Origin of the sequence: Streptomyces sp. TLI_146, from assembly GCF_002846415.1 — a bacterium.
In the GTDB taxonomy this organism is placed as follows: domain Bacteria; phylum Actinomycetota; class Actinomycetes; order Streptomycetales; family Streptomycetaceae; genus Streptomyces.
In genome coordinates this window covers 3,169,895-3,193,992 of the sequence record NZ_PJMX01000001.1, presented here as the reverse complement: position 1 = coordinate 3,193,992, position 24,098 = coordinate 3,169,895, and the positions used below count along the sequence as shown (strand labels likewise).

General features: G+C 72.1%; 21 protein-coding genes. 5 read left to right on the top strand and 16 right to left on the bottom strand.

From position 1 onward, the window contains the following. Nucleotides 1-129: 129 nt before the first annotated feature. From BX283_RS14530 to BX283_RS14505, 6 genes are all read right to left on the bottom strand, one after another. Nucleotides 130-828, bottom strand: coding sequence for a TetR/AcrR family transcriptional regulator (locus tag BX283_RS14530; protein WP_101388047.1), 699 nt, complete (start codon nt 826-828; stop codon nt 130-132). 13 nt (nt 829-841) lie between these two features. Then, a complete protein-coding gene (locus BX283_RS14525) occupies nt 842-1,909 on the bottom strand; it encodes a PDR/VanB family oxidoreductase (protein WP_101388046.1) in 1,068 nt (355 codons plus the stop codon). A 1-nt stretch (nt 1,910) separates the two neighbouring features. Next, nucleotides 1,911-2,798 carry a metal-dependent hydrolase gene (locus tag BX283_RS14520; protein WP_101388045.1) on the bottom strand — a complete coding sequence of 296 codons (888 nt, stop codon included), beginning with the start codon at nt 2,796-2,798 and terminating at the stop codon, nt 1,911-1,913. A gap of 87 nt (nt 2,799-2,885) precedes the next feature. Next, nucleotides 2,886-4,802 (bottom strand): hypothetical protein, encoded by a 1,917-nt coding sequence (locus BX283_RS14515; RefSeq protein ID WP_257582798.1) that lies wholly within the window; start codon nt 4,800-4,802, stop codon nt 2,886-2,888. Nucleotides 4,803-5,068: 266 nt separating this feature from the next. Then, nucleotides 5,069-5,869: a tyrosine-protein phosphatase gene (locus BX283_RS14510; RefSeq protein WP_101388044.1), complete on the bottom strand. Its 801-nt coding sequence runs from the start codon at nt 5,867-5,869 to the stop codon at nt 5,069-5,071. Between the two features lie 80 nt (nt 5,870-5,949). Beyond that, nucleotides 5,950-9,051, bottom strand: coding sequence for an alpha-N-acetylglucosaminidase (locus tag BX283_RS14505; RefSeq protein WP_101388043.1), 3,102 nt, complete (start codon nt 9,049-9,051; stop codon nt 5,950-5,952). 142 nt (nt 9,052-9,193) lie between these two features. Here BX283_RS14505 and BX283_RS14500 point away from each other — a divergent pair, with 142 nt between their 5' ends. Next, nucleotides 9,194-9,589 (top strand): hypothetical protein, encoded by a 396-nt coding sequence (locus tag BX283_RS14500; RefSeq protein ID WP_101388042.1) that lies wholly within the window; start codon nt 9,194-9,196, stop codon nt 9,587-9,589. Nucleotides 9,590-9,676: 87 nt separating this feature from the next. Here the strand turns inward: BX283_RS14500 and BX283_RS14495 are convergent, their stop codons facing one another. The 6 genes from BX283_RS14495 to glnII form a co-directional block, all read right to left on the bottom strand. Beyond that, entirely contained in the window at nt 9,677-11,191 is a 1,515-nt protein-coding gene (locus BX283_RS14495; RefSeq protein WP_101388041.1) for a DUF1996 domain-containing protein, read from the bottom strand. Nucleotides 11,192-11,312: 121 nt separating this feature from the next. Continuing rightward, on the bottom strand, nt 11,313-12,458 hold the full coding sequence (locus BX283_RS14490; protein WP_101388040.1) for a methyltransferase: 1,146 nt from the start codon (nt 12,456-12,458) through the stop codon (nt 11,313-11,315). Between the two features lie 224 nt (nt 12,459-12,682). Beyond that, complete coding sequence (locus BX283_RS14485; protein WP_101388039.1) at nt 12,683-13,330, bottom strand: response regulator transcription factor; 648 nt, start codon at nt 13,328-13,330, stop codon at nt 12,683-12,685. After that, nucleotides 13,315-14,586, bottom strand: a complete 1,272-nt coding sequence (locus BX283_RS14480) for a sensor histidine kinase (RefSeq protein ID WP_373979574.1) — start codon at nt 14,584-14,586, stop codon at nt 13,315-13,317. Before BX283_RS14480 ends, BX283_RS14485 begins: the two co-directional genes overlap by 16 nt. A gap of 219 nt (nt 14,587-14,805) precedes the next feature. Next, a complete protein-coding gene (locus tag BX283_RS14475; protein WP_101388037.1) occupies nt 14,806-15,396 on the bottom strand; it encodes a winged helix-turn-helix domain-containing protein in 591 nt (196 codons plus the stop codon). Nucleotides 15,397-15,768: 372 nt separating this feature from the next. Further along, on the bottom strand, nt 15,769-16,797 hold the full coding sequence (gene glnII / locus BX283_RS14470; protein WP_101388036.1) for a glutamine synthetase: 1,029 nt from the start codon (nt 16,795-16,797) through the stop codon (nt 15,769-15,771). Between the two features lie 189 nt (nt 16,798-16,986). On the opposite strand from glnII, the gene BX283_RS14465 reads away from it, so the two are divergent. Together BX283_RS14465 and BX283_RS14460 are read left to right on the top strand one after the other, a co-directional pair. Beyond that, on the top strand, nt 16,987-17,916 hold the full coding sequence (locus BX283_RS14465) for a Gfo/Idh/MocA family protein (RefSeq protein WP_101388035.1): 930 nt from the start codon (nt 16,987-16,989) through the stop codon (nt 17,914-17,916). 229 nt (nt 17,917-18,145) lie between these two features. Continuing rightward, entirely contained in the window at nt 18,146-18,688 is a 543-nt protein-coding gene (locus BX283_RS14460; RefSeq protein WP_101388034.1) for a carboxymuconolactone decarboxylase family protein, read from the top strand. 21 nt (nt 18,689-18,709) lie between these two features. Here BX283_RS14460 and BX283_RS14455 read toward each other — a convergent pair whose 3' ends face one another. Then, entirely contained in the window at nt 18,710-19,069 is a 360-nt protein-coding gene (locus BX283_RS14455) for an arsenate reductase family protein (protein ID WP_101388033.1), read from the bottom strand. A 127-nt stretch (nt 19,070-19,196) separates the two neighbouring features. Between BX283_RS14455 and BX283_RS14450 the strand changes: the two genes are divergently transcribed. Then, nucleotides 19,197-19,478, top strand: coding sequence for a hypothetical protein (locus BX283_RS14450; protein WP_101388032.1), 282 nt, complete (start codon nt 19,197-19,199; stop codon nt 19,476-19,478). A gap of 56 nt (nt 19,479-19,534) precedes the next feature. Here BX283_RS14450 and BX283_RS14445 read toward each other — a convergent pair whose 3' ends face one another. Both BX283_RS14445 and glnA read right to left on the bottom strand, forming a co-directional pair. Further along, nucleotides 19,535-20,803: a phosphatidylserine/phosphatidylglycerophosphate/cardiolipin synthase family protein gene (locus BX283_RS14445; RefSeq protein WP_101388031.1), complete on the bottom strand. Its 1,269-nt coding sequence runs from the start codon at nt 20,801-20,803 to the stop codon at nt 19,535-19,537. 222 nt (nt 20,804-21,025) lie between these two features. After that, nucleotides 21,026-22,435: a type I glutamate--ammonia ligase gene (gene glnA / locus BX283_RS14440; protein WP_101388030.1), complete on the bottom strand. Its 1,410-nt coding sequence runs from the start codon at nt 22,433-22,435 to the stop codon at nt 21,026-21,028. Nucleotides 22,436-22,677: 242 nt separating this feature from the next. Here glnA and BX283_RS14435 point away from each other — a divergent pair, with 242 nt between their 5' ends. Next, nucleotides 22,678-23,145 carry an RDD family protein gene (locus BX283_RS14435; protein WP_101388029.1) on the top strand — a complete coding sequence of 156 codons (468 nt, stop codon included), beginning with the start codon at nt 22,678-22,680 and terminating at the stop codon, nt 23,143-23,145. 253 nt (nt 23,146-23,398) lie between these two features. Here the strand turns inward: BX283_RS14435 and BX283_RS14430 are convergent, their stop codons facing one another. Continuing rightward, nucleotides 23,399-24,097: a DUF4191 domain-containing protein gene (locus tag BX283_RS14430; protein ID WP_101388028.1), complete on the bottom strand. Its 699-nt coding sequence runs from the start codon at nt 24,095-24,097 to the stop codon at nt 23,399-23,401. Nucleotide 24,098: the final 1 nt, after the last annotated feature.

The following is a 24,098-nucleotide window of genomic DNA, read 5'->3' as shown; positions in this document are numbered from 1 at the left end:
AGGCGCTCGATCGGCTGCGGGTCGTCTGTGGCTGGTCGCGCGTTTCCCCGCGCCCCTAGGTAGTCAGGGGCGCGGGGAACTGCGCGAGCAACCCAGCACGGTCCGCAGACAAACGGGGCGCCCGCGCACCTACGCGCCCAGCGTCGTCAGCCGGGCGAGCAGCTCGCCGAACGGCCCGTCCTCCGGCTCGTTCGCGATGATCCGCAGCACCACCGCCGCCATCTCGTCGTCGTACGCCGCGCTCACCGCCGCCAGCGCCGCGAAGTCGTGGACCAGCTGCAACTCCAGCTCGGCGCGCGGGATCCGGCGGCCGTCCAGCCAGATCAGCGCCGTCGACTCGGCGAGCGAGACCCAGGAGCGCACCACCAACTCCAGCCGCGCGGGCGGGTCCTGGACGCCGAGGTGGGCGAGGATCTGGAGGTACGCCGCGTGCCGCACCTCGTCGATCATCGCGTTGGCGGTGGTCGAGCCGACCGCCGAGGCCGCGGGCCCGCCCCGCATTAGCGCGGCGAAGCCCGGCCCATGGCCCTCGACGAAGTCGAAGAAGCGGCCCATCACCCGCAGCAGCCGGGCCCCCAGCGGCCCCTCGTGCGGCTCCACGAACCGGCCCGCCAGCTCGTCGGCTGCGAGCCGCAGCGCCGCCTCGTACAGGCTCTGCTTGCCGGGGAAGTAGTGGTAGACGAGCGGCCGCGATATCCCGGCCGCCGCGGCTATCTCGTCGATGGACACGTCGTCGGGGGAGCGGTGGCTGAACAGCTCCAGCGCGACCCCGATCAGCTGCCGCCTGCGCTCCTCGACGCCCATCCGGCGCCGCACCCCGGTCGTCATGCGAACAGAGTACCTACAGGTCGAGCACGAGTTTCCGTCCGAGGCAGCGCGATACGCAGATCAGCATCGAGTCCTGCCGCTCCGCGTCGTCAAGCAGCTCGTCCTGGTGGTCGATCTCCCCTTCCAGGACCCGCTGTTGACAGGTTCCGCAGAAGCCCTGCTCGCACGAGTACGAGATGTTCGGCAGCTCGTCGCGGACCGTGGCGAGCACCGAGCGGCCCGCCGGGACCGTGAGCGTGCGGCCGGTGCGGCGCAGTTCGACCTCGAAGGTGCCGAGCTGCGCGGTGCTCGCGCCGGGCGTGAACCGCTCCAGGTGGAGGGTGCGCCCCTCGGGCAGGGCCGCCGCCACCGCGTCCATCAGCGGTTCGGGCCCGCAGCAGTACACCGCCGCGCCCTCGCCCGTGTCCGCCAGGAACGCGGCCGCGTCCGGCAGCCCCGCCTCGTCCTCGGCGACCACCGTGACGCGCTCGCCCCCGAGCTTCTCGATCTCGTCCAGGAACGGCATGGTGGCGCGCGAACGCCCGCCGTACAGCAGCCGCCACTCGCCGCCCGCCGCCTCGACCGCCCGCAGCATGGGCAGCACGGGGGTGATGCCGATGCCTCCGGCGACGAACGCGTACGACGGGGCCTCGGCCAGCGGGAAGCGGTTGCGCGGCCCGCGCACGACCAGTTCGGCGCCCTCCCGCAGCTGCTCGTGCACCTCGCGCGAGCCGCCCCGCCCGTCCTCGATCAGCCGGGTGGCAACCGTGTACGTGGCGCGGTCGGCCGGGTCGCCGCAGAGCGAGTACTGGCGGACCAGCCCGGACGGCAGCACCAGGTCCAGGTGGGCGCCCGGCCGCCACTCGGGCAGCGCGGTGCCCGCCGGGGATTCGAGCCGCAGCAGCGCCACGCCCTCGGCGGGCACGGCCCGTTCGGCGACGGTGAGCCGCAGCGAGGGAACGCGCCGGCCGCCCTGCCCCGAGATGGGCGTCTCCAGGGCGGGCAGCGGCCACAGCGGCGAGGTGGCGATACGGCGGCGCACCGCCCGCCGCACCAGCAGCGCGGCCCCCGCCGCCAGGACCACGGACCTCGTACGCGGCATGTCAGCGGCCTCCATTGGCGCCGGGCGAGCTCGCCAGATAGGCCACGGCCTGCGCGGTCGAGCCCTCCTGCGAGGGGTGGTACGTACGGCTGAGATAGCGCGGGATCGAGCGCGCCATCGCTCCGGCGGTGGGCAGGGTGCCCTGCCGTCCGGCGCGCAGGAAGGCGCCGACGGTCGCCTTGCCGTCGAGCAGCGAGGGGTCGTTCTCCATGAAGAACCGGGCGCCGCGCTGCCAGAGGAAGAGCAGCGCGGCGAACGCGGTGGCCCAGGTCCTGGCCCGGCGCCGGTAGCCGCCGTCCACGTGCATGAACAGGTCGAAGGCGACCGACCGGTGCTCGACCTCCTCGGCGCCGTGCCAGCGCAGCAGGTCCAGCATCACCGCGTCGGCGCCGCGCTCGTCCAGGGCGTCGGCGTTGAGGATCCAGTCGCCCAGGAACGCCGTGTAGTGCTCGATCGCCGCGATCGTGGCGACCCGCTCCATCAGCCACCACCGGCGCGCCCGCCCCGGTGGCAGCGTCCGGTCGCCGAGCAGCTTCTCGAAGAGCCAGTCGACCTGCGCGGTGTACGGGGTGGGGTCCAGGCCCAGCGCCTTGAGGTGGGGGAGCACGTCGTCGTGCGCGGCCGAGTGCGTGGCCTCCTGCCCGATGAACCCGATGACGTCCTCGCGCAGCCGCTCGTCGCGGATGTACGGCAGCACCTGCTTGTACACATGCACGAACCAGCGCTCGCCCGCCGGGAGCAGCAGGTGCAGCACATTGATGGTGTGGCCGGTGAACGGATCGCCCGGGATCCAGTGGAGCGGCGTCTGCTCCCACCCGAAAGAGACGTTCCGGGCCTTGAGCTCTATGTGCTCCGAGACCACCGGAGCGGGCTGCGGCGTATTAGACATGGCGTCAATGTACTGACGGGTAGGCGTCTGGCAACAGGGTTGTGCGAGGAGTTGTTCGTACGGAACCGGTCACCGGGGCCCACGGGTTCAGCGCAGGGCGGTGACCCGGGTCCCGTCCGCGAGGCGGCCGTCGAGCTGGGCGCGGGCGCCCTCCTGGGTGCGCACGGCGAGCAGATGGCCGCGCTCGGAGGCGTCGACGCCGCCGGAGACGGCGACCCGGGTCAGGTCCTCGCTGCCGGCCGCCAGCACGTACCAGTGCCCGCCCCGGGACTTCCACAGCACCCCGGCGAGCACGCGCGGCTGGTGGGTGCCGCAGGCGGCGCTGTTCTCGGCGCGCGCGGCCACCGCGCCCGCCGTGGCCTTCCCGGCGCCCGGGGCCTGGAACTGGGCGAGCACCCGGTTGCCCGTGCCGGACCAGGTGTCGGCCCGGGTGCACAGCCAGGCGGCCGTGCCGTTGGCCTCGGGCAGGGGCTGCCTGGCGAACTGCCACGCGTTGACGGTCCGCACGCCCTGCGAGCGCACGGTCGGCAGCAGGCACGCGGTACGGGCCCAGGCCTCGCGGGCGGCGGCGCCGGTGATGTCCCGGGGCGCGTCCGGCGGACCCCAGGTGAGCCGGGCGGGTGCGAGCTCCCCGAGGTCGGTCAGCAGCCGTCCCGCCGAGTTCTCGCGGTCCTCGTGCAACTGGAGCACGTCCCAGGAGGTGCAGTCGCGGGCCTGGGCGGGGGAGACCAGCGGGGCGGTCACCCCGTCCCGGTCGCGGGGGAGCGGGCGGGGCGCGGCGGCCGGGTCCAGCAGGTCCCGTACGGCCGCGTCGCGCACCCAGGGGGCGGTCAGATAGCGGACGTTGCCGTCGGTGCGGCCGACCACGAGCGCCCCGGCGGAGGCGGCGTCCGCGCCGTCCACGCGCGCGAAGTCGAGCGCGGCGCCGGAGGTACCGTCCACCGGCTCGGCGTACCGGGTGACCCGCAGCCCGTCGAAGAAGAGCACGACCGAGGCGCGGTCGACCTTGCCCGCGTACAGCAGTTGGGGCGCGCCCATCGGCGGGCCCGACGGCGTCCCCGGCGTGGCCGAGACCTGCACGGAGCGGCCCGGCCGCGCCCAGACGGCGAGCGCGCGCCGCAGCAGCGCGGTGTCGCCGGTGAGGGAGCCCCGGGCGGGCCAGACGGAGAAGTCGGTACGGGCCGAGGTGCGCCAAGTGGCCGAGTCCACCCGGGTGACCCGCGCCGGGTCGAGGGCGGCCTCGGCGGCGGGATTGCGCGCGTACGGCGGCGCGGCCGCCCCGTCCGGCCCCCAGCCGTCGCCCGGGAGCCCCAGGAGCGTGCCGCAGACGGCGAGCGCGGCGGCGGCGACGAGGGCGGCGCGCAGGTGCTGGCGGCGGCGCATGAGGTCGGTGGGCCGGGCCTGGAGGGAACAGGGGTCGAACTCGGCGGCCTGGAGCAGCGCGGCGCCGTCACCGGGGTCCCCGGCCTCCTCGACGGCCTTCTGCGGATCCTCGACGCCCACGGCGTCGAGTTCCTTCCTGACCTCCGCGTCGCTCAGCCGGTCGAGGCCCCGCAGCACGAAGGCGGCCCGGGCGGGTCCGCTGAGGGCGGAGAGCCGCTGGTCCAGGGCGAGTTCGTCGGCTCCGCCGGAGCGGGGGAACAGCCTGAGCCCCCACACCTGCGGCAGCACCGGCGGCAACTGCGCCCGCTTGGGCCAGGCCCGCCGCCTGAGCGGCAGCCCCGCCTCCAGCGCCTGCCGCACGACCTGCCGCCGCACGAACCCGTACCCCGGGTCCTCGCGCCGCGGCGCCGGAATCGCGGCCTCCGCACCCCCGTGCTTACGGGGCAGCGACCGCTGCACCAGCGCGTGCGCGGTCAGCACGCGCCGGTTGCGCCCGAGGGAGGGCGGCAGCACGAGATAGGCGAGCCGGGTCAGCCGCGGATAGTGCTCGACGAGAGCGGCTTCGGCCTGCTCGATGCCGATGGGGGTGGGGCGGCTGAGGATGTCCTGGGGCGGGGCCACGTTCAGCAAAACGAGCGAATGGTGGGATGGTCACCGGGGGGTGTGCCCGGGGTTCGTCTGCGGGCCGTCTGTGGCTGGTCGCGCAGTTCCCCGCGCCCCTGAGATGCGCCCCTTCGGGGCGCCCAGGGGATTGCCGCGGAGCGGCATTTAAGGGGCGCGGGGAACTGCGCGAGCAACCGGCCACGGTCCGCAGACGAACTCAGCGGGGTGCAGGGGCCGCAGGCCCCGCTAACGGGGTCCGGGGGCGCAGCCCCGGGGAAACCGCCTCAGGGGGAGCTCGCCAAGCGGGTGCGCAGCCCCCGCACCACCTCATCCCCCACCCCCAACCCCTCCCGCACATACCCAGCCATCCCCCCGTACCGGAACGCCACCTCCCCCAACCCCGCCGCCAAATACTCCGGCACCACCCCGATCACCGCGAGTGCCACCTCCGGATCACCCCCCTGCGCCGTGAACCCCTCGATCAACGGCGCGAACGCCTCCCGTACCGCCCCGTTCACCGCCAGGTACTCCCGCGACACCACCTCCGACGACGCCCCCAGCAGGGACAGCAGCACCGTCGCCCCCCACCCCGTACGGTCCTTCCCCGCCGTGCAGTGGAAGAGCACCGGCCCCGCCTCCGCATCCGCCAGTTCGAGCAGCAGCGTGCGGTACGCGGCGCGGGCCGACGGCGATGACACCAGGTCCCGGTACAGGTCCTCGAACACCTTCTGCGCCCGGCCCCCGCCCAGATGCTGCTCGGCCGCGACGGGGTCGGCCAGGACGTGCCGCAGCCGCGCGGCCGCCGGCGCCCCGGACTCGCTCACCGTGTCCGCCAGGACGTCCGCGACCACCAGCCGCGCCCCGGACGGCAGCCGGTCGGGCCGCTCGGCCCGCTCGGCCGCCGTCCGGAGGTCGACGACCGTACGGATCCCGAGTCCGGCCACCGCAGGGTCCCGCTCCGGGTCGAACCGGTCGAGCGCCCCGGCCCGGAAGACCAGGCCGGGCCGGACCGTACGCCCCCCGGCGAGCGGCGTACCGCCGAGATCACGGAGGTTGGCGACGCTGTGGGCGGGAATCGCGGTCATGGGCGGACGCACTCCTGGGGCAGCGGAACAGAGGACGCGACCATGTGTGCCCCCAACCGGCCCGAAACCTAACCACGCCCCTACGCCACCACCCACCCCCCGAACTCCGCCGTCCCCCGCGCCCCACTGCCCCCGTTCGCCGCGCTCATGAACAGCCCCGCGTCCTGCGCCGCGGCCGTCCCCGGCACCGTCACCGTCCCCACCGTCCGCCAGCTCGCCCCCGCGTCCGTCGAGCACGCGCCGGTGAATGACCCGGCCGGGCCCCGGCCGAGCCGCAGCAGGACCGGCGCCGCCACCCCCGTGATTCGGCGGTAGGTGTCGAGCAGCCCGTCGCCGTCCGCGTCGTACGACAGCACCACGCCCTGCCCGGGCGTCGCCGCCAGATTCAGGAAGCCCGCCGACCCCGGCACCCCGAGGCCGTTGCGCACGACGATCCCTCCGCGCGCCCAACTGCTGGTGTTTTCGAGGGAGTCGACGGACAACGTCACCACCGTTCCCTCCCGCAGCACTCCCTCCCGGTACGCCGTGCCGAACTGTGCGATGCCCTTCCACAGGTCCAGGCCGCCGCCGTTGACCGCCAGCCGCCCGTCCAGCTCGCCGAAGACCGCGTCGTTGCTGGTGAACGTCCGCCACCCGGCGCTCAGCGGCGCCGCGAGGTACACGGCGGACCGGTGGACGACCGCCACCCGGTCCTCGCCGTCCGGGCCGTACCGCGTGGTCAGCTCGTACGGCATGGCCCGCAGCGGTGCGGTCAGCGGGTCGGCGGGCGCGGTGACCCGCCAGCGCACCGACCCCTCGCCCGCCGCCGGGATCCGGCGCAGTCGGGTGCGGCCCTCCGGCTCGGCGTCGAGGCCGGTGAGCGCGAAGTCGACGCGGCCGGTCGCCCGCAGCCCGTTGAGGTTGCGCAGCGCCGCCGTGACCGTGCCGGTCGAGCCGGGCGTGAAGCTCACCGGGTCGGCGGCGACGGTCACGGCCCCCTGGTACGGGGCGCTCGCCAGCGCGTCGTGGACGCGCAGCGCCGTCCGGTACGGGTCGCCCGTCGCCCGTACCGGGTACGTGCCCGACTCCCGCCGCCACGCCTCCTCTCCCACGTACCAGTCGAAGGCCTTGGGTGCCCGCCCGTCCGCCAGGGCGTCGGCCAGCTCGTCCAAGTAGGCGCGCCACTGCGGGAGGTGAAGGTCCGTCAGCAGACCCTGCCAGTCGCGGTCCGCGTAGTTGCTGAGGTTGTTCGCCGCCGAACGGTCCGCCCAGGTGGTGATCAGCGTCCGCGCCGTCCACTCCAGCCGGACCGCCTCCGGCGCGTTCGTCGCGAACCGCTTGGCGTCCTCCAGCCACGGGCCGAGCAGGAACGCCCGGTGGCACCCCGACATCTCGTCGGCCAGCCGCATCAGCCGCAGCCACAGCGCGCTCAGCACCCCGAACGCCTCCCGGTCCTTCCCCTGGTACGCGGTCCGCAGCTGCGGCAGCAGCAGCCGCGAGCGGTCGGCGAGGGCCTGCCGGGCGACATCGGTGAGGTCGTACGCATAGGCGTCCGAGCCGCGCAGCGAGGGCCGTACGGCGAGCAGTTCGGCGAAGGCGCGGTCGAAGCGGGCCGACTCGAACGCGGTGGTGACGGAGGCGGTGATGGACGGGCGCCGGGTGAAGAGCGAGTCGACGGGCCGCCCGTCGGCGGTGGTCAGCCGGTACGCGGTGGCGGCGAGCGCGGCGAACGCCTCGCGCGCGTGGCCGTCCTCGCGCCCGTAGCGCACATCGGCGTACGTACGGAACCAGTCCTCCCGCTCCACCGGCCCGTCCCGCCAGGCGAGCTCGCTGAACAGCTCGAACGCGGCGGGGTCGCGCTCGGCGGACTCCGGCATGTAGGCGGTGCCGACCAGCGTGCTGCCCGGCCGGTCGCGCCACTGGGCGAACTTCCCCGTCCAGCGGTGGGTGTTGGCGCCCAGGGTGGTGCGGCCGCCGAAGTTGGGGATGGTGCCGAACGCGTACGGCGCGCCGCCCCAGTCCTTCTCGCGGTCGGTGACCGTGGCGAGGTCGGAGAGGCCGTCGACGATCAGGATCCGCGACTTGTCGACCGCGTCCAGGACGTCCGGGCGGGGGTTGGTCTGCCAGCCGAGTATCACCCAGGTGGCCCCCGGCCGGGCGGTGTGCAGGGCCTTCTCGACGGCCCGGGCGGCCTCGGCCACCGGCACGTCGCCCGGGGTGCCGCCCTCGTGCAGCAGATCCATCTTGAAGTGCCGCGCCTCGCCGAACAGCTCCTCCTGATGGCGGTAGAAGGCGGCCGCGACCTGCGGGAACACCTCGGTGCGCGGGTCGAGCCAGTCGGGTCGACGCAGCCCGTTCCAGCCGCCCTGCGGCACGACGCGGGCACCCGGATTGCGCTCGGCGAAGCCGTCCGGGACGGTCCCGAAGTAGCCCGGGAGCACCGGCCGCATCCCCAGCTCGCGCAGCCGCGCCGTGATCCGCGCGCCCAGCTCCGCGCGCCGGTCGATCAGCGCGGGGGAGAGGGGGCCGCCGTACCCGCTCATGTTCTGCAACAGCCACCACGGCTGGTGCGAGGGCGCGGGCAGCCAGGCCCGGGCCTCCTCGTCCGAGTACCCGAAATCCATCAACAAGCGCTGGTAGACGGCCTCCTGACCCGGCGTCACCAGAACCTCGTTGCAGCCGTGCAGCGCCAGGACGTCGATCAGCCGCTCCCAGCGCGGCCAGCCGGCGTACGGGCCGGTGTAGCCGTCGTGGGTGTCGTTGAAGACGAACCGGTGCGGGACGGTCGCGGTGCGCTCCACCGGCCGGGCGGGCGCGGGCAGCGGGCGCGGCAGGTCCAGCTGGCTTCCCGCCCAGGTCAGATGGGCCTTGCAGGTGTACTTCAGATACCAGTGCAGACCGGTCAGGGCGGTGGCCGGGCCGGTGGCGGCGATCTCGACCCGCCCGCCCGTGCCGGTGACCCGGAAGCGGTCGGGGCCGCCCTCGGGCAGGGGGGTGAGGCGGATCTGGTCGGCGTGGTCGGGCAGGAGCCGGACGAGGGCCTCCCGGGCGGGCCCGGTGTCAAGTGGGTGTGCAACCGCGGAGGGTGCGGGGGCCGCGAGCGCGGGGGGCGGCGCCCCGATCGCGGCCCCGGCGCCGATGGCTCCGGCGGTGCTCAGCACCGTACGTCTGGAGGGGGTCCGGGGACTCGACAGCTCGGTCATGGGCTCGGCGCTCCTCGTGTCGTTGGGGTGACAACAGGCGCGTGCGGAGCGCACGTCAACGGTGGCGCGGGTGCCGGGCAACGGGGCCACTGAAATGGCCAAATGCCCACGGGGAGGGGGTGGTTGAGGGCACGATGGAGGCATGCGCACTCTTGTACGAGCGGCCCTGGTGACCGCGGTCGTGACCCTAGCCGCGGGCTGCGGCGGGCACGGCCACGACGCGCCGAAGACGGCCGGCGGAACCCTCGAACAGATCGCGGCCCAGGCCGCCTGCAAGCCGAAGATCTCCACGAACGCGGCCGAGCTGCGGCAGGCCAACTGCGACACCCCGGACGGCCGCTACGTCCTGGCGACCTTCGCCACGGACCGCGGCCAGCGGGAGTGGATCAACGGGGCCAAGGATTACGGCGGCGCCTATCTGGTGGGCCGCAAGTGGGTCGCCGTCGGCGACGAGACCGTGGTCAACGCGCTGCGCGGCCGGCTCGGTGGCAGTGTCGAGACCGGGACCAACCATTCCGGACACCACCACATGAGCTGACCGCGCAGGGGATGCTCCCCCGGGTGGGGTGACCCGGGGGAGCCAATCAGGGGGAGCGGGTTTCCAGGCGCGTGCGCGCCCTGTCGGTCAGGCGCAGCTGCGCCCCGTGTTGATGCAGGTCACCGCCTTCCTCATCAGCGAGTCGCTGAAGACGTTGATGAAGTCACCGTGATCGGTGACGGGCTTGTGGAGCTGCTCGGGGAATGAGTCGACGGCGAACCCGGGGCCCGGCGGCACGGCGTACACGATCCGCTGCTGGAGCTGCGGGATCGCCTTGAAGCCGCGCGGGCACGCACCGTTCCTTCCGGCGAAGGCGACGTGCGTCCGGTGGTTCGCGCTGTCCGTGTTCTTCCCGTCCCAGCAGCTCTGGAAATTGAAGGTGCGGACGACTTTGCTGCCCTGAGGGCAGATCGGGTACTTGTCCTTGAGCTGGCGGTTCTCGAATCCGGTGCAGCTCCAGGACGCGTTGGCATTCGCGTTCCCGTTGGTGAAGGCCTTGGCGTCGCCGGTGATGATCCGCAGAAAGCGCGGCATGGCGGTGACCTTGCTGACGGGATTCCCGGCGAACTTGATGGTGACCTGGACGGGCGTCTGGATCTTTCCGACGTTCTTGTCCTTGCCGCCGCCGTCCGCCTTGGCGTCGTTCTCGTTCTGGCCGTTCTGCAGACGGATCACGGGCCAGTAATACGTGGACTTGTCGCCCTGATTGCGGCAGCTCGTACCGCCGTTGGCCAGATCGCCGTCGCTGGCGAAGGCGTCGTTCGCCTGGTTTCCGACATAGTCGTGCATATGGTGGGCGCCATTGCTCACACCGGGCGCGACGATGACGTTGTCCGGATTCCGTTTGGCATTCTGGTTGACGCCGCAACTACTGGTGAAGAGACCGGTCGAGCCGTTGCGCTGGAATTGGGGGGCCCGCATGTTCGGCCGTACGGAACGGATGTCGACGAAGTCGTTCTTCGAGGGCCCGTTCCCGACGCCCTGGCCCTGCTGGCCCTGCTGGCCTTGGTTCTGGCCCTGACCCTGGCCGCTCTGGTTCTGCCATTGGCCCTGGTCCTGCCCCTGACCCTGGGCCTGGTTCTGCCCCTGGTCCTGTCCGGCCGCCTGGGCGGCTCCCTGGCCGCCTCCGCCGTTGTCGTCGGCGCGCAGGGTGCAGGGGGCGAGCCCCCGCATTCCCTGCGGCTGCTGTCCGCCGCCGCGGCCCACGGCGCCGGCGATCCGGTCGAGCGACGCCGTCCGCTTGTCCTTCAGCGGATCCAGTACGACCTGCTGGGCATACCCGGCGTCCCGGTCGACGCGGTCCTTGTTCGAGGCGAACTTCTCGTATGCGTCGGTGATCTGCGTATCAATGGCGGCCAGTTCGCGGTCCACCTCGGGGCGGGCCGAATCCGGCACGTCCGGCAGGCTGTTGGACACGTCCGGACAGTCGATCGTCGACAAATTCCGCACCGGGGCGGCCCGTACCTGGGCCTTTCCCGGGTCGTCACTCGCCGAGGCGTACACATTCACCGCGACAAGGCCGCCCCCACCGATGAAGAGTGCCGCGGCGGCCATCGTCATCCGCCGGGGGAAGGTCGGCCGTTTTCGTATTGAGCGTCCCATGGAACTCCTTCGCTTGAAGCAGCGCGTCGTTCCATACGCATGGGGCACGTGGGGCGTTCAACGCCCCGACTATTTCGTAGGTATCTCCAGGAACACAGGTCCGGTCAGCCGGGGCGGACGTTCAGCGCTTGACCGCGCGCAGCACCACGAACTTCGGGTCGCTGGCGACGAGTTCGCTGTTGCCGAAGAGCCGTTCCAGCTTGAGGTGGTAGCCCAGGTGGCGGTTGCCCACGACCCACAACTCGCCGCCCGGGCGCAGCGCTTCGCGCGCGTCCGTGAACATCCGCGTGGAGGTGCGGTCCGTGGTGGCCTGATGGGTGTGGAACGGCGGGTTGTTCAGCACCAGATCGGCCGAGCCCGGCGGGAACCCGCTCAGCCCGTCGCCGAGCCGGAACTCGGCGTCGGCCTCCCGGGCCGCGCCCGCGCACAGCCGGAACGTCGCCCGCGCCGAGGCGATCGCCTGGTGCGACTCGTCCGTGAACACGACCTTCGCCTCGGGGTTGGCGAGCGCCGCCGCCGTACCCACGATGCCGTTGCCGCAGCCGAGGTCGACGACCCGGTCCGGGCCGGAGCGGGTGGGCATGTGCTGGAGCAGGAAGCGGGTGCCGATGTCGAGGCGGTCGGCGCAGAACACGCCCGCGTAGTTGGTGACGGCGAGCCCGGAGGCCGGGCCGATGCCCATCTCCAGGGAGTACGTCAGCGGCCACGGGTTCACCGGCCGGACGAGCTCCGGGTCCGGCTCGCAGAAGATCAGCCGCGCCTTCTTCTCGGCCAGCGAGGTCTTCGTCGGTCCGAGGAGCCGCTCGAACAGGTTCAGCGTGGAGGTGTGGATGTCCTTCACCATGCCGGTGCCGACGACCACGGTGCCCGCGTGCACGCCCGGCGCGAGCCGGTGCAGCTGGTCCTCCAGGAGGGCCAGGCTCTTCGGTACGCGCACCAGCAGCACGTCCACCCGGGCGGGCGGCTCGTCGTGGGTGGAGAGCAGGGTGACGGAGTCCGCCGCCACGCCCGCCCGCGCCAGGTTCGCCCGGGTCGCCTCCTGGCCCAGGAAGGACTCGCTGATCTGCGTGAGCGAGCCCGCCCCCCGGGCCGCCAGCGCGGTCGTCAGGGCGCCCCACCGGTCGCCGAGGGCCACCACGGACCCGGAGAGGTCCGTGTCCTCCAGGTGCCGCAGCAGATACTCGTCGGCGGCGTCCCAGGCCCGCAGCTGGTCGCGCGGATCCTCGGGAAAACGGGTCAGGTCGTACTCGCCCCAGGGCGTGGTCATACGGTTCATTGCGGCCAGGCTAACCCGCCGGGGGCGGGGTCCTGCGCCATCCACGCGCGGGCTTGCGGCTGGGGGCGTCCAAGGCGGTCCGTGGCGCGGGGGCCAGGGCCCGTCAGTGCCGTCCCTCATGGCCCCGGCCAACCCCCACCCCCTAGGGGCGCGGGAACTGCGCGCCCAGCCACCCACGGTCCGCAGCCGAAACAGAACCGCACTCGGCGAAGCGCTCACCCGCGTTCCAGATAGGCCAGCACCGCCAGCACCCGCCGATTGTCGTCATCGGAGACGGGCAGGCCCAGCTTCGCGAAGATGTTGGACGTGTGCTTGGCGATCGCCCGCTCCGTCACCACCAGCTGCGCCGCGATCGCCGCGTTCGACCGCCCCTGGGCCATCAGCTCCATCACCTCCAGCTCACGCGGAGTGAGCCCGGCCACCGGCGAGTCCCGCCCCTTGCGGGAGAGCAGCTGCGAGATCACCTGGGGATCCATCGCCGTGCCGCCGCCCGCCACCCGCCGCACCGCGTCCACGAACTGCTCCGCGTCGAAGACCCGGTCCTTGAGGAGGTAGCCGACCCCGCCGTTCCCGTCGGCCAGCAGCTCGCGCGCGTACAGCTGCTCCACGTGCTGCGACAGGACCAGGACCGGCAGCCCCGGCCGGGCCCGCCGGGCGGCCAGCGCGCACTGGAGGCCCTCGTCGGTGTGCGTGGGCGGCAGCCGTACGTCGACGATCGCCACCTCGGGGTCCGACTCGGCCAGCGCCCGGGCCAGTTCGGGCCCGCTCTCGACCGCCGCGACTATCTCGAAGTCGTACGCCTCAAGCAGCCGCACCAGCCCGTCGCGGAGCAGGAAGAGGTCTTCGGCTAGGACAACGCGCAAGGAATCTCCATGGTCACCATGGTGGGGCCGCCCACGGGACTGCTGACGGCCAGGACGCCGTCGAATGTACCCAGTCGGCGCTCCAGGCCGCTCAGCCCCGAGCCGCCGCCCACCCGGGCCCCGCCGCGCCCGTCGTCGGTGACCGAGATGCGCAGCGCCCCGCCACCGTACGAGAGGTCGACCCAGATCCGGTCGGCCCGCGCGTGCTTGACCGCGTTGGTGAGGACCTCGCTGACCGCGAAGTACGCGGCCGACTCGACCGGCGCCTCGGCGCGCCCGGCGGGCAGCTCCACGTCGACCTCGACCGGCAGCGGCAGGCGCAGCGCCAGGGCGCGCACCGCGTCCCCGAGGCCCCGCTCGGCGAGGACCGGCGGGTGGATGCCCCGGACCAGGTCGCGCAGTTCGGTGAGCGCCTCGGCGGACGACTCACGGGCCTTGGCGAGCAGCGCCTTGGCCTGCGCGGGGTCCTTCTCGATCAGGGCCTCCACGGTGCCCAGGCTCATGCCGACGGCGACGAGCCGGGCCTGCGCCCCGTCGTGCAGGTCGCGCTCGATGCGGCGCAGCTCGGCGGCCGAGGAGTCCACGGCGTCGTGCCGGGTCTCGGTGAGGCGCTCCACCCGCAGCGCGAGCTCCTGCTCCCGGGTCGGCGCAAGCGAGCGCGCGGCGAGCCTGAAGTGGGCGCGGATCAGGGCCGGGTTCACCAGGACGCCGAGGAGGGCGTAGGCGGCGCCGAGGACGACGGCCAGGTTGGCGGTCGACTGCGAGGTGATGTGCAGGAAGGTGAACCACTCGCCGCCGCCCGCCCGGTGGATCGGCTCCCAGACGCCCGCGGCGAGCACCACGCCGTACACGAAGTAGAGCGGCAGGACGGGCGCCAGGATCGCGATGAGGAAGCCCGCGGTCATGTCGGTGAACATCCACTGGAGGTCGCGCCACGTCGCCGGGTCCTTCAGCAGCAGCCCGCACCGCTCGACCGACCCGGCCACTCCGGGGCGCACCTCGCGGGGGAGCGGGCGGTACGGGACGGGGATGGTCACGCCCGCCCACTCCTTCGCCCACGCGCGGCGCCGGTTGGCGTGCTGGCGCACCAGCTTCAGGACGTACGGGGTGGTCAGCGCGCCGATGCCGACGGGTATCAGCGCGATGGACACCACGGCCCAGGTGAAGAGGTTGATGGAGACGAAGGTGGCCGACGCCGAGAGCACCGATCCGCGCCCGGCGGCCACCAGGGCGTCCCGCGCCTTTGTCACGATCATCATCGTCCTCTTCCTCGCATCGCTTACTCCGGATCCCCAGTCTCGCCGCCCCACCGGGGCGCGGTCACGGGGCCGGTCCCCCCGGCCGGGGTGTACCTACCACCACCCCCTGACCTCCTAGTTTGCCCGGAAACAGGGGCGCCCCTTTGCCCGGAAACAGGGGCGCCCCCGGCACGGCGGTCCGTGCCGGGGGCAGCCCGGTGAGCGCGTACGGGCGGGTCAGGGCGCGTACTTGTACCCGACCCGTCGCACGGTCTGGATGGCGTGGCGGTGCTGGGCGCCGAGCTTGCGGCGCAGCCGGGCGACGTGGACGTCCACGGTCCGGCCGTCGCCGACATGGCCGTACCCCCACACCGTGGTCACCAACTGGTCGCGGGTGTGCACCCGCTGAGGGTGCGCCACCAGATGCGCGAGCAGCTCGAATTCGAGGTACGTGAGGTCGAGCTCGCGCCCGTCGACCTCGGCGGTCCGGCGGACGGTGTCGATGCGCACCAGCGCGTCGCCGCCGACCGACGCGTCCGCGTCGGGCTCCTCGGCCACCGGGTCGGGCGCGGCGGCGAGCAGCGGCTGCTGGTCGGCCGGGACGAGCACCAGGTAGCCGACCATCGGCGGGTGGCCGGGCAGCGCGGGCAGGGTGTGCTGGGGCGCGGGCAGCCAAGTGGCGCCCGGCGGAAGGAAGTCGGCGACCGTGCCGGTGGCGGCGGCCACCTCGTCGCGGTCGACGGCACGGAGTCGATGGCGTCCCAGGGGTACGGGACCGGGGCGGGCAGCGGTCGCAGCGGAGGCGGAGAAGGTACGGGTGTTCGCCATGAGAGGTCAGCTCTTTCGCGCGGAGTCGTCAGCAGGGGACGTACGTCGTGCGCGCGGGCCGAAGGCCTTCGATGAGGGGAGGCTTTAGAGGGCCGGCGCGTTCATCGCGCGGCAACACACCCGGTCGAAGTCGTGGTGCTGACGAGACGGCCAGAACGGCTCAAGGTCGCTGCGACCTGTCGCGGGGTTCGGGTAGCTGGCCATGGGCCCATTCAACCAGATCCTCGCGCCGCTGAGCAGCGCCCTCCCACAGTCTGATACGGAACCTCGGCACACCGTGACCGGAACTCGCCCTCCCACAAAGCCCGGAGGGCGTCCACCGCGTGTGCGGCGGACGCCCTCCGGGGCGGTTCCTGCGGGGCCGTCTCCGGCTCAGACCTGGCCGGCCTTCTCCAGGCCGGTGCAGCAGGTGTCGACGATCAGCCGGGTCACGACGTACGGGTCGACGTTGGCGTTCGGGCGGCGGTCCTCGATGTAGCCCTTCTTGTCCACCTCGACCTGCCACGGGATACGGACCGAGGCGCCGCGGTTGGAGACCCCGTACGAGTACTCGTTCCACGGGGCGGTCTCGTGCAGGCCGGTGAGGCGGTCGTCGATGCCCGCGCCGTAGTTCTTGACGTGGTCCATCGGCTTGGAGCCCTCGCCGAGCGACTCGCACGCGGTGATGATCGCCTCGTAGCCCTCGCGCATCGCCTTGGTGGAGAAGTTGGTGTGCGCGCCCGCGCCGTTCCAGTCGCCCTTGACCGGCTTGGGGTCGAGGGTGGCGGAGACGTTGAACTCCTCGGCGGTGCGGTAGAGCAGCCAGCGCGCGATCCACAGCTGGTCGGAGACCTCCAGCGGGCCGACCGGGCCGACCTGGAACTCCCACTGGCCGGGCATGACCTCGGCGTTGATGCCGGAGATGCTCAGCCCCGCGGCGAGGCAGTGGTCGAGGTGCTTCTCGACGATCTCGCGGCCGAAGATCTCGTCGGCGCCGACACCGCAGTAGTAGCCGCCCTGCGCGGCCGGGAAGCCGCCGACCGGGAAGCCCAGCGGACGGGCGCCGTCGAAGAACGTGTACTCCTGCTCGATCCCGAAGATCGGCTCCTGCGCGGCGAACCGCTCGGCGACGGGCCGCAGCAGCGCGCGCGTGTTGGACTCGTGCGGGGTGCCGTCGATGTCGAAGACCTCGCACAGGACGAGGACGTTGTCGCCGCCGCGGATCGGGTCGGGGCAGGAGAAGACCGGCTTCAGCACGCGGTCGGAGGCGTGGCCCTCGGCCTGGTTGGTGGAGGAGCCGTCGAAGCCCCACACCGGCAGCTCGGTCCCGTCGGGCACACCCGCGATGATCTTGGTCTTCGAGCGGAGCTTGGCCGTCGGCTCGGTGCCGTCGATCCAGATGTACTCAGCCTTGAACGTCACGGAAGCCATCCTTTGCGGGAGCTGCTGGTGGTGCGGGAGCCGGCGGGGCGCCGTGCGGGGCACCTCGCCGTCGGGGGCAGCCTCACATCCCGGGATTTCCCGTCCGTTGCCCGTTTGTGAACCCGGTGTTACTCAGCTTTCGTTCGTAACAGCCGATTTTCGTCCGCCACACTGAGCACACTTGTCCGTATGGCCCACGCATCCGGCACCACAGACCGCCCCGCACCCCTTCGGATCGGACTCCTCGGCACCGGCCCCTGGGCCGTCGCCGCCCACGCGCCCGCGCTCGCCGCGCACCCGGACGTCGAGTTCGCCGGGGTCTGGGGGCGCCGCCCCGAGGCGGCGGCCGCGCTCGCCGCCGAGCACTCCGTCCCCGTGTACGGGGACGTGGACGAGCTCTTCGCGGCCTGCGACGCGGTCGCCTTCGCCCTGCCCCCGGACGTCCAGGCGCCGCTGGCGGTACGGGCGGCGGCGGCCGGGTGCCATCTGCTGCTCGACAAGCCGGTCGCCACCGACGTCGGCCACGCGCGCGAGGTCGCGGACGCGGCGCGGCGGGCCGGGGTCGCCTCGGTGGTCTTCTTCACCCTGCGCTTCGCGCCGGGCCCGGCCGACTGGATCGAGCGGCAGGCCGCGCTCGACGGCTGGTTCACGGGCCGCGCGCAGTGGCTCGGCGCGCTGTTCACCCCCGGCGCCGCGCCCAGCCCGTACGCCGCCTCGCCCTGGCGGCGCGAGAAGGGCGCGCTCTGGGACGTCGGCCCGCACGCCCTGTCGGTCCTGATGCCGGTGCTCGGCGAGGTGACGGCGGTGACGGCCGCGCCCGGCCCCGGCGACACGGTCCATCTGATCCTGCAGCACGCCTCGGGCGCCTCGGCCACGGTGACGCTCGGCTTCACCGCGCCGCAGGCGGCGGCGGGGGTGGGCGTGGAGTTCCTGGGGGAGCCGGGCGTGGTGGCGATGCCGGAGTGGAACGGGGCGCAGGGGGCGTTCGCGGCGGCCCTCGACGCGCTGCTGGCCGCGGCACGCGGCGGGGCGCCACATCCGTGCGACGCGGGGTTCGGGGCGCGGGTGACGGAGGTGCTGGCGGAGGCGGAACGGCAGGTGGGGAAGGGGGAGCGGTGACCGGGTCGGTGACCCGATCGGTGGGACCGGCCGGGTCGGCACCTGGGCCGGTGGGACCGGCCCAGGTCTCGGCGCCGTGTTGATTCGCCCGAAGGTATGACAACGGAACGGGGCGGGGCGAGCTCCGGGACGGCCTCGGGGCGGCCTCGCGGGCCGGGAAAATTGACCCACATTTCCGCACCGGAAATGCACCTGGGGGCCGGTCGCCTAGCTCCGTAGATTATTGATCATGACGACGACGCAGATCGCCCCGAAGACCACCGCCACCACCGCCACCGCCGACATCACCGACACCATCGCCCGGGCCGCCGCGCAGAACCCGGTACGGATCGACTTCGCCAAGGCCAACCCGAAGGCGTTCAAGGCGATCATCGCGCTCAACATCGCGGCCACCGAGCACCTCGACCCCGCCCTGGTGGAGCTGGTGCAGATACGGGCCTCGCAGATCAACAACTGCGCGTACTGCCTCCACATGCACGTCAGCGACGCGCACAAGGCGGGCGAGAACCCGGAGCGGCTGCACATGGTGGGCGTGTGGCGCGAGGCCCCGCACTTCTTCACGCCGCAGGAGCGCGCGGCGCTCGCCCTCACCGAGTCGGTCACGCTGATCGCGGACGGCGAGGTGAGCGACGAGGTGTTCGAGGAGGCGGCCGAGGAGTTCAGCGAGCAGGAGCTCGGCGGGCTGCTCGCGCTGATCTTCACGATCAACACGTGGAACCGCCTGAACGTCACCGCGCGGAAGGTGGCGGGGACGGACGAGCGGGTGCGCTGACGGGCGGCAGGCGCCGGGGCCTCACCGGGAGAGCGCGTCCCGTACCGCCTCCTCGGTGCGGCCCACCACGGCCGTACCGTCCTGTGCCGTGATGATCGGCCGCTGGATCAGCTTGGGGTGCGCGGCGAGCGCCGCGATCCAGCGGTCGCGCGAGGCGGCCTCGCGCGGCCACTCCTTGAGCCCGAGCTCCTTCGCGTCGGCCTCCTGGGTGCGCGTGATGTCCCACGGTTCGAGGCCGAGCCGTTCGAGCACGGCCCGGATCTCGTCCTCCGACGGCACGTCTTCGAGGTAGCGGCGGACGGTGTACGAGGCGCCCTCGGCGTCGAGCAGCTGGATGGCACTGCGGCACTTGGAACAGGCGGGATTGATCCAGATCTCCATGAGGTCCACGGTACCGCCGATACCCCTGTGACCTGCTCAAAGACCCATCGGCCAGCGGCGATTGTCAGTGGTGGGCAGTAAAATTGAGGCAGTTCGAGAGGGTTCCCGACTGCCCAGGAGGATGCCCATGGCCGCTGCCGTACTGACTTCGCGCGCCCCGCAACAGCTGTCCCTGATGTCCCTGAAAAAGGTGCCGCTGCCCGCCGGGCGTCCGCGGGTGTGGTACGAGACGCACAACAGGCGCCTCAAGGCGATGCGCCTGGCCATCGCGCTGCTCGACACGGGTGTGTACCAGCCGGAGCACGCGCCCAACCGCAAGATACGGAGCACGGCGGAGCTGATCGGAGTGCACCCGCCGTCCGACACGACGTGCCGGATGGTCCGGGCGCTGATCCGCTCCGGCCGCTGACGAGCGGTGCCGCGCCCCTTGGTGGACCGGGGCGCGGCACTCCACCGGAGACCGCCTCAGCAGGTGGCGGCGGCGCCGTTGGCGGGCTGGTGCGTGGTCGCGGCCCGCAGCTGGTTGAAGTTGGCCACGTACGAGTCGAACACCGCGCTGTCCTCCAGCTGGAGCATGGTCTCGTCGCTCTGCCGCAGCGAGTTCCCGCTCCAGTTGTGGCTGCCGGTCCACAGCACCTTGCGGTCCGGGGTGTTGTAGTAATTCCCCTCCACCAGCAGGTACTTGTCATGGATCCAGGTGGAGTCGGCCTGGCAGTAGTACTTGGTGATGACCCCGCCGTACACACTGGACGTCTTCTTCAGCAGCGTCTCGAGCGACTGCTTCTCCAGCGCGCTGTCCGGGTTGTACGTCTCGGAGACCTCGACGTAGCACCCCTGCGCGTCGAGCTCGGCGAGCCGGTCGGCCAGGTAGGGGCGGCTGAAGATGGTCATGCTGACCCGGATCCGGGTGCGGTGGTTGTCGGTCGTGCCGTACTTGGAGTTGCCGAAGCACTTCACGTTGTCGAGCACCGTGGCGACGGTGTCCTCGGAGGGGTCGTTGTAGGGCGCCCCGTTGCTCTCGGCGCGGGGGTAGAAGTGCGCCTTGGCGTTGCCGGAGGCGACGGGGGGCCGCCCGGTGGAGTAGTAGTCGTTGTTGGCGCGCCGGGCCTTGAGGTCGTCGAAATACCCGTTGTAGGCGGCGTAGATCCCGTCGTTCCCCACCAGCACCAGGGCGTTGTTCCACCCCTTGGTGCCGTCCCGCCCGACGTGCAGATTGGCCGAGGACTGGACGACGACATCAGGCGTGGAGCCGGTCTGCGAGAGCAGCAGGAACTTGTTGTGGTTGATGGCGTCGACGGTCCCGAGCACCCGCGTACCGACACACCCGCGCCCGGCCCCGCAGCTCATCACCCACGACGACTTGGCCGTATCCCCACCGAGCTCGGCCAGCAGGCTCTTGTACGGAGCCATGCTCACCGCCTTCTCGTCGAAGATCGCCTGCACGTCGACGCCCCGCCGGTGGGCGGCGATCAGCGCGTCGGGCAGGGCCGGGTCGTCGGCGTAGAACATGGCCAGCCGTATCCGCGCCCCGGCAGGCGCCCCCGCAACGAGCTCCACCTGCCGCGCCACGACGGCCTGCTGCTCGGCGGCGGTCCCGGTGGGGTTGTTGAAGACGGCCTGAGTGGTGACGGGGGCCGGGACATCGGCCGAGGCGGTGGTGGCCTGCGCGGTGAGCGTGGAGGCGAGGAGGGCGGCGGCGAGGGCGGCGGTGCGGAGGGTGGGGCGGGGGCGCAAAGGGGGTTCCTCTCGGATGTGATGGGACGCGATCGGGTCGAAACCTGATCGGCGGCGCCCGAATCTTGCCAAGAAGAGCCCAGGAAGGTCGAGTTCCCGCCCAGCCAGCCCCCGGTTGCGGGCACGCAAGAGGCCCTGCCACCCCCGGGAGGGAGTGGCAGGGCCTCTTTCCGTACGCAGAACGTACGCAGACGCGCTCAGGCGTGTGACATCCGGTCGGGCTTAGATGTCGAAGTACAGCTCGAACTCGTGCGGGTGCGGCCGCAGCTGGATCGGGGCGATCTCCGACGTGCGCTTGTAGTCGATCCACGTCTCGATCAGGTCGGACGTGAAGACGCCGCCCGCCTGGAGGTACTCGTTGTCGGCCTCCAGGGCCTCCAGCACCGCCGGGAGGGAGGTCGGGACCTGGGGGACGCCCGCGTGCTCCTCGGGGGCGAGCTCGTAGAGGTCCTTGTCGATCGGCTCGGCCGGCTCGATCTTGTTCTTGATGCCGTCGAGGCCCGCGAGGAGCAGCGCCGAGAAGGCGAGGTACGGGTTGGACGACGGGTCCGGGGCGCGGAACTCGACGCGCTTGGCCTTCGGGTTCGAGCCCGTGATCGGGATGCGCATCGCGGCCGAGCGGTTGCGCTGCGAGTAGACCAGGTTGACCGGGGCCTCGAAGCCGGGGACCAGGCGGTGGTACGAGTTCACCGTCGGGTTGGTGAAGGCGAGCAGCGACGGGGCGTGCTTGAGGATGCCGCCGATGTAGTAGCGGGCGGTGTCCGACAGGCCCGCGTAGCCCTGCTCGTCGTAGAAGAGCGGCTCGCCGCCGGTCCACAGGGACTGGTGGACGTGCATGCCCGAGCCGTTGTCGCCGAAGATCGGCTTCGGCATGAAGGTCGCGGTCTTGCCGTTGCGCCACGCGACGTTCTTCACGATGTACTTGAAGAGCATCAGGTCGTCGGCCGCGGCCAGCAGCGTGTTGAACTTGTAGTTGATCTCGGCCTGGCCCGCCGTGCCCACCTCGTGGTGCTGGCGCTCGACCTGGAGGCCGGACTTCTCCAGCTCCAGGGAGATCTCGGCACGCAGGTCGGCGAAGTGGTCGACCGGCGGGGCCGGGAAGTAGCCGCCCTTGTAGCGGACCTTGTAGCCGCGGTTGTCCTCGGTCGCACCGGTGTTCCAGGCGCCGGCCTCGGAGTCGATGTGGTAGAAGCCCTCGTTCGCCGTGGTGGCGAAGCGCACGCTGTCGAAGACGTAGAACTCGGCCTCGGGGCCGAAGTACGCCGTGTCCGCGATGCCGGTCGACGCGAGGTAGGCCTCGGCCTTCTTGGCGATGTTGCGCGGGTCGCGGCTGTACTGCTCGCCCGTGATCGGGTCGTGGATGAAGAAGTTGATGTTCAGCGTCTTGTCGCGGCGGAAGGGGTCCACGCGCGCGGTCGACAGGTCGGCGCGCAGCGCCATGTCGGACTCGTGGATGGCCTGGAAGCCGCGGATCGACGAGCCGTCGAAGGCCAGCTCCTCGGACGGGTCGAACGCCGTCGCCGGAATCGTGAAGTGCTGCATCACGCCGGGAAGGTCACAGAACCGGACGTCGACCATCTTGACGTCGTTGTCCTTGATGAACTTCTTGGCGTCGTCGGCGTTCTGGAACATCCAACTCCTCCTACTCCCGTCCGGGGGAGACGGGGTGGTAGCTCGTGGTGCGGCCAGTGCGGTGGCACACGCTGGACCTGACCATAGGCAGGCGGGATTTCTCAAGCGTGACCCGTTTGTTTCGCCCAAGTTAACCGGGCCCCGGGTAGGCAGCGCATCAAGACCCGTATAAATGGGATAAACGCGGCCCTCTTGGCCATCCCGGCGGCAGGCCTTCGCACCCCGGCCGGTACCGTGGAAGCGTGGACAACAGGCAAGCAATCGGATCGTGGCTCTCCGGGCCCAAGGCGGCGGCCGAGGAGATGGGCGTCGACTTCGGTTACCGCGGCGAACAGCTCGGGCTGCCGGAGGAGGGGCCGGGCGCCATCGCCCCCCTGGGTCGGCGCTTCGGTGCCATCTTCATCGACTGGTCGGTGAGCGCCCTGATCGCATACGGGCTGCTCGCGCACCGCAGTCTCCACCTCACCAACAACTGGGCGCTCGTCGTCTTCCTGGTGATGAGCATCCTGACCGTCGGCACGGTCGGGTCCACCCCCGGCAAGCGCCTCCTGCGTCTGCGCCTGATCGCCGAGGGCGGCGGCCGCCTCAGCTTCCCGCGCTCGCTCCTGCGCAGCGTCCTGCTCTGCCTCGCCATCCCGGCCCTGGTCTGGGACCGCGACGGCCGAGGCCTCCACGACCGCCTGGCGCGAGCGATCCAGGTCCGGATCTAACTTCGGTACCCCCTGAGCCGGCCTAGCCCCCGTACCCCCTGAGCTGGCGGGGACCGCTGCCCCCTACCCCCTAGGGGCGCGGGGAACTGCGCGCCCAGCCACGCACGGTTCGCACCCGAACGCATCCCCGGCGCGAAGCGCACAGCCCCGTACGCACCGGCACTGGACATTCCCGTACGCGCGGGAAACGGAAAAGGGGCGCCCAGGACCACTCGGTCCCGGCCGCCCCTTCACCGGTCGCCCCAGCGGAGCGTCAGCGCGCCTTCCCGCCGCGCGGCATCCGCATCCCCTTGGGCATCGGCCCCTTGGGAAGCGGCATGTTGCTCATCAGGTCGCCCATCGCGCGCAGCCGGTCGTTGGCCGCGGTGACCTGCGGCCCCGCCAGGACGCGCGGGAGCTTCAGCAGTGTGGTGCGGAGCTTCTTCAAGGGCACCTGGCCCTCTCCGTCGCCGACCATCACGTCGTGGACGGGGACGTCCACCACGATCCGCGCCATCTTCTTCTTCTCGGCCGCCAGCAGCGACTTCACGCGGTTCGGGTTGCCCTCGGCCACCAGCACGATGCCGGCCTTGCCGACCGCCCGGTGCACGACGTCCTGGCTGCGGTTCATCGCCACCGCCGGGGTCGTCGTCCAGCCGCGGCCGATGTTCTGGAGCACCGCGGCCGCGGCCCCCGGCTGTCCTTCCATCTGCCCGAAGGCAGCGCGCTCGGCACGGCGTCCGAAGACGATCGCCATGGCGAGGAAGGCCAGCAGGAAGCCGAGAATGCCCAGGTAGAAGGGGTGATCGATCCAGAACCCGAGCGCGAGGAAGACACCGAAGGTGACGATTCCCACTGCCGCGACGACGAGACCGACCTTCGAGTCGGCCTTGCGGGTCATCTTGTACGTCAGGGCGATCTGCTTCAGTCGCCCGGGGTTCGCAGTAGTGTCTGCGTTTTCCTTCCTCGCCATA

What these genes read in the sequence shown, in the direction of transcription:
- BX283_RS14530 (WP_101388047.1), bottom strand. Translation starts at nt 828, where the DNA reads ATGACGACCGGGGTGCGGCGCCGGATGGGCGTCGAGGAGCGCAGGCGG.
- BX283_RS14525 (WP_101388046.1), bottom strand. Translation starts at nt 1,909, where the DNA reads ATGCCGCGTACGAGGTCCGTGGTCCTGGCGGCGGGGGCCGCGCTGCTG.
- BX283_RS14520 (WP_101388045.1), bottom strand. Translation starts at nt 2,798, where the DNA reads ATGTCTAATACGCCGCAGCCCGCTCCGGTGGTCTCGGAGCACATAGAG.
- BX283_RS14510 (WP_101388044.1), bottom strand. Translation starts at nt 5,869, where the DNA reads ATGACCGCGATTCCCGCCCACAGCGTCGCCAACCTCCGTGATCTCGGC.
- BX283_RS14505 (WP_101388043.1), bottom strand. Translation starts at nt 9,051, where the DNA reads ATGACCGAGCTGTCGAGTCCCCGGACCCCCTCCAGACGTACGGTGCTG.
- BX283_RS14500 (WP_101388042.1), top strand. Translation starts at nt 9,194, where the DNA reads ATGCGCACTCTTGTACGAGCGGCCCTGGTGACCGCGGTCGTGACCCTA.
- BX283_RS14495 (WP_101388041.1), bottom strand. Translation starts at nt 11,191, where the DNA reads ATGGGACGCTCAATACGAAAACGGCCGACCTTCCCCCGGCGGATGACG.
- BX283_RS14490 (WP_101388040.1), bottom strand. Translation starts at nt 12,458, where the DNA reads ATGACCACGCCCTGGGGCGAGTACGACCTGACCCGTTTTCCCGAGGAT.
- BX283_RS14480 (WP_373979574.1), bottom strand. Translation starts at nt 14,586, where the DNA reads ATGATCGTGACAAAGGCGCGGGACGCCCTGGTGGCCGCCGGGCGCGGA.
- BX283_RS14475 (WP_101388037.1), bottom strand. Translation starts at nt 15,396, where the DNA reads ATGGCGAACACCCGTACCTTCTCCGCCTCCGCTGCGACCGCTGCCCGC.
- BX283_RS14465 (WP_101388035.1), top strand. Translation starts at nt 16,987, where the DNA reads ATGGCCCACGCATCCGGCACCACAGACCGCCCCGCACCCCTTCGGATC.
- BX283_RS14460 (WP_101388034.1), top strand. Translation starts at nt 18,146, where the DNA reads ATGACGACGACGCAGATCGCCCCGAAGACCACCGCCACCACCGCCACC.
- BX283_RS14455 (WP_101388033.1), bottom strand. Translation starts at nt 19,069, where the DNA reads ATGGAGATCTGGATCAATCCCGCCTGTTCCAAGTGCCGCAGTGCCATC.
- BX283_RS14450 (WP_101388032.1), top strand. Translation starts at nt 19,197, where the DNA reads ATGGCCGCTGCCGTACTGACTTCGCGCGCCCCGCAACAGCTGTCCCTG.
- glnA (WP_101388030.1), bottom strand. Translation starts at nt 22,435, where the DNA reads ATGTTCCAGAACGCCGACGACGCCAAGAAGTTCATCAAGGACAACGAC.
- BX283_RS14430 (WP_101388028.1), bottom strand. Translation starts at nt 24,097, where the DNA reads ATGGCGAGGAAGGAAAACGCAGACACTACTGCGAACCCCGGGCGACTG.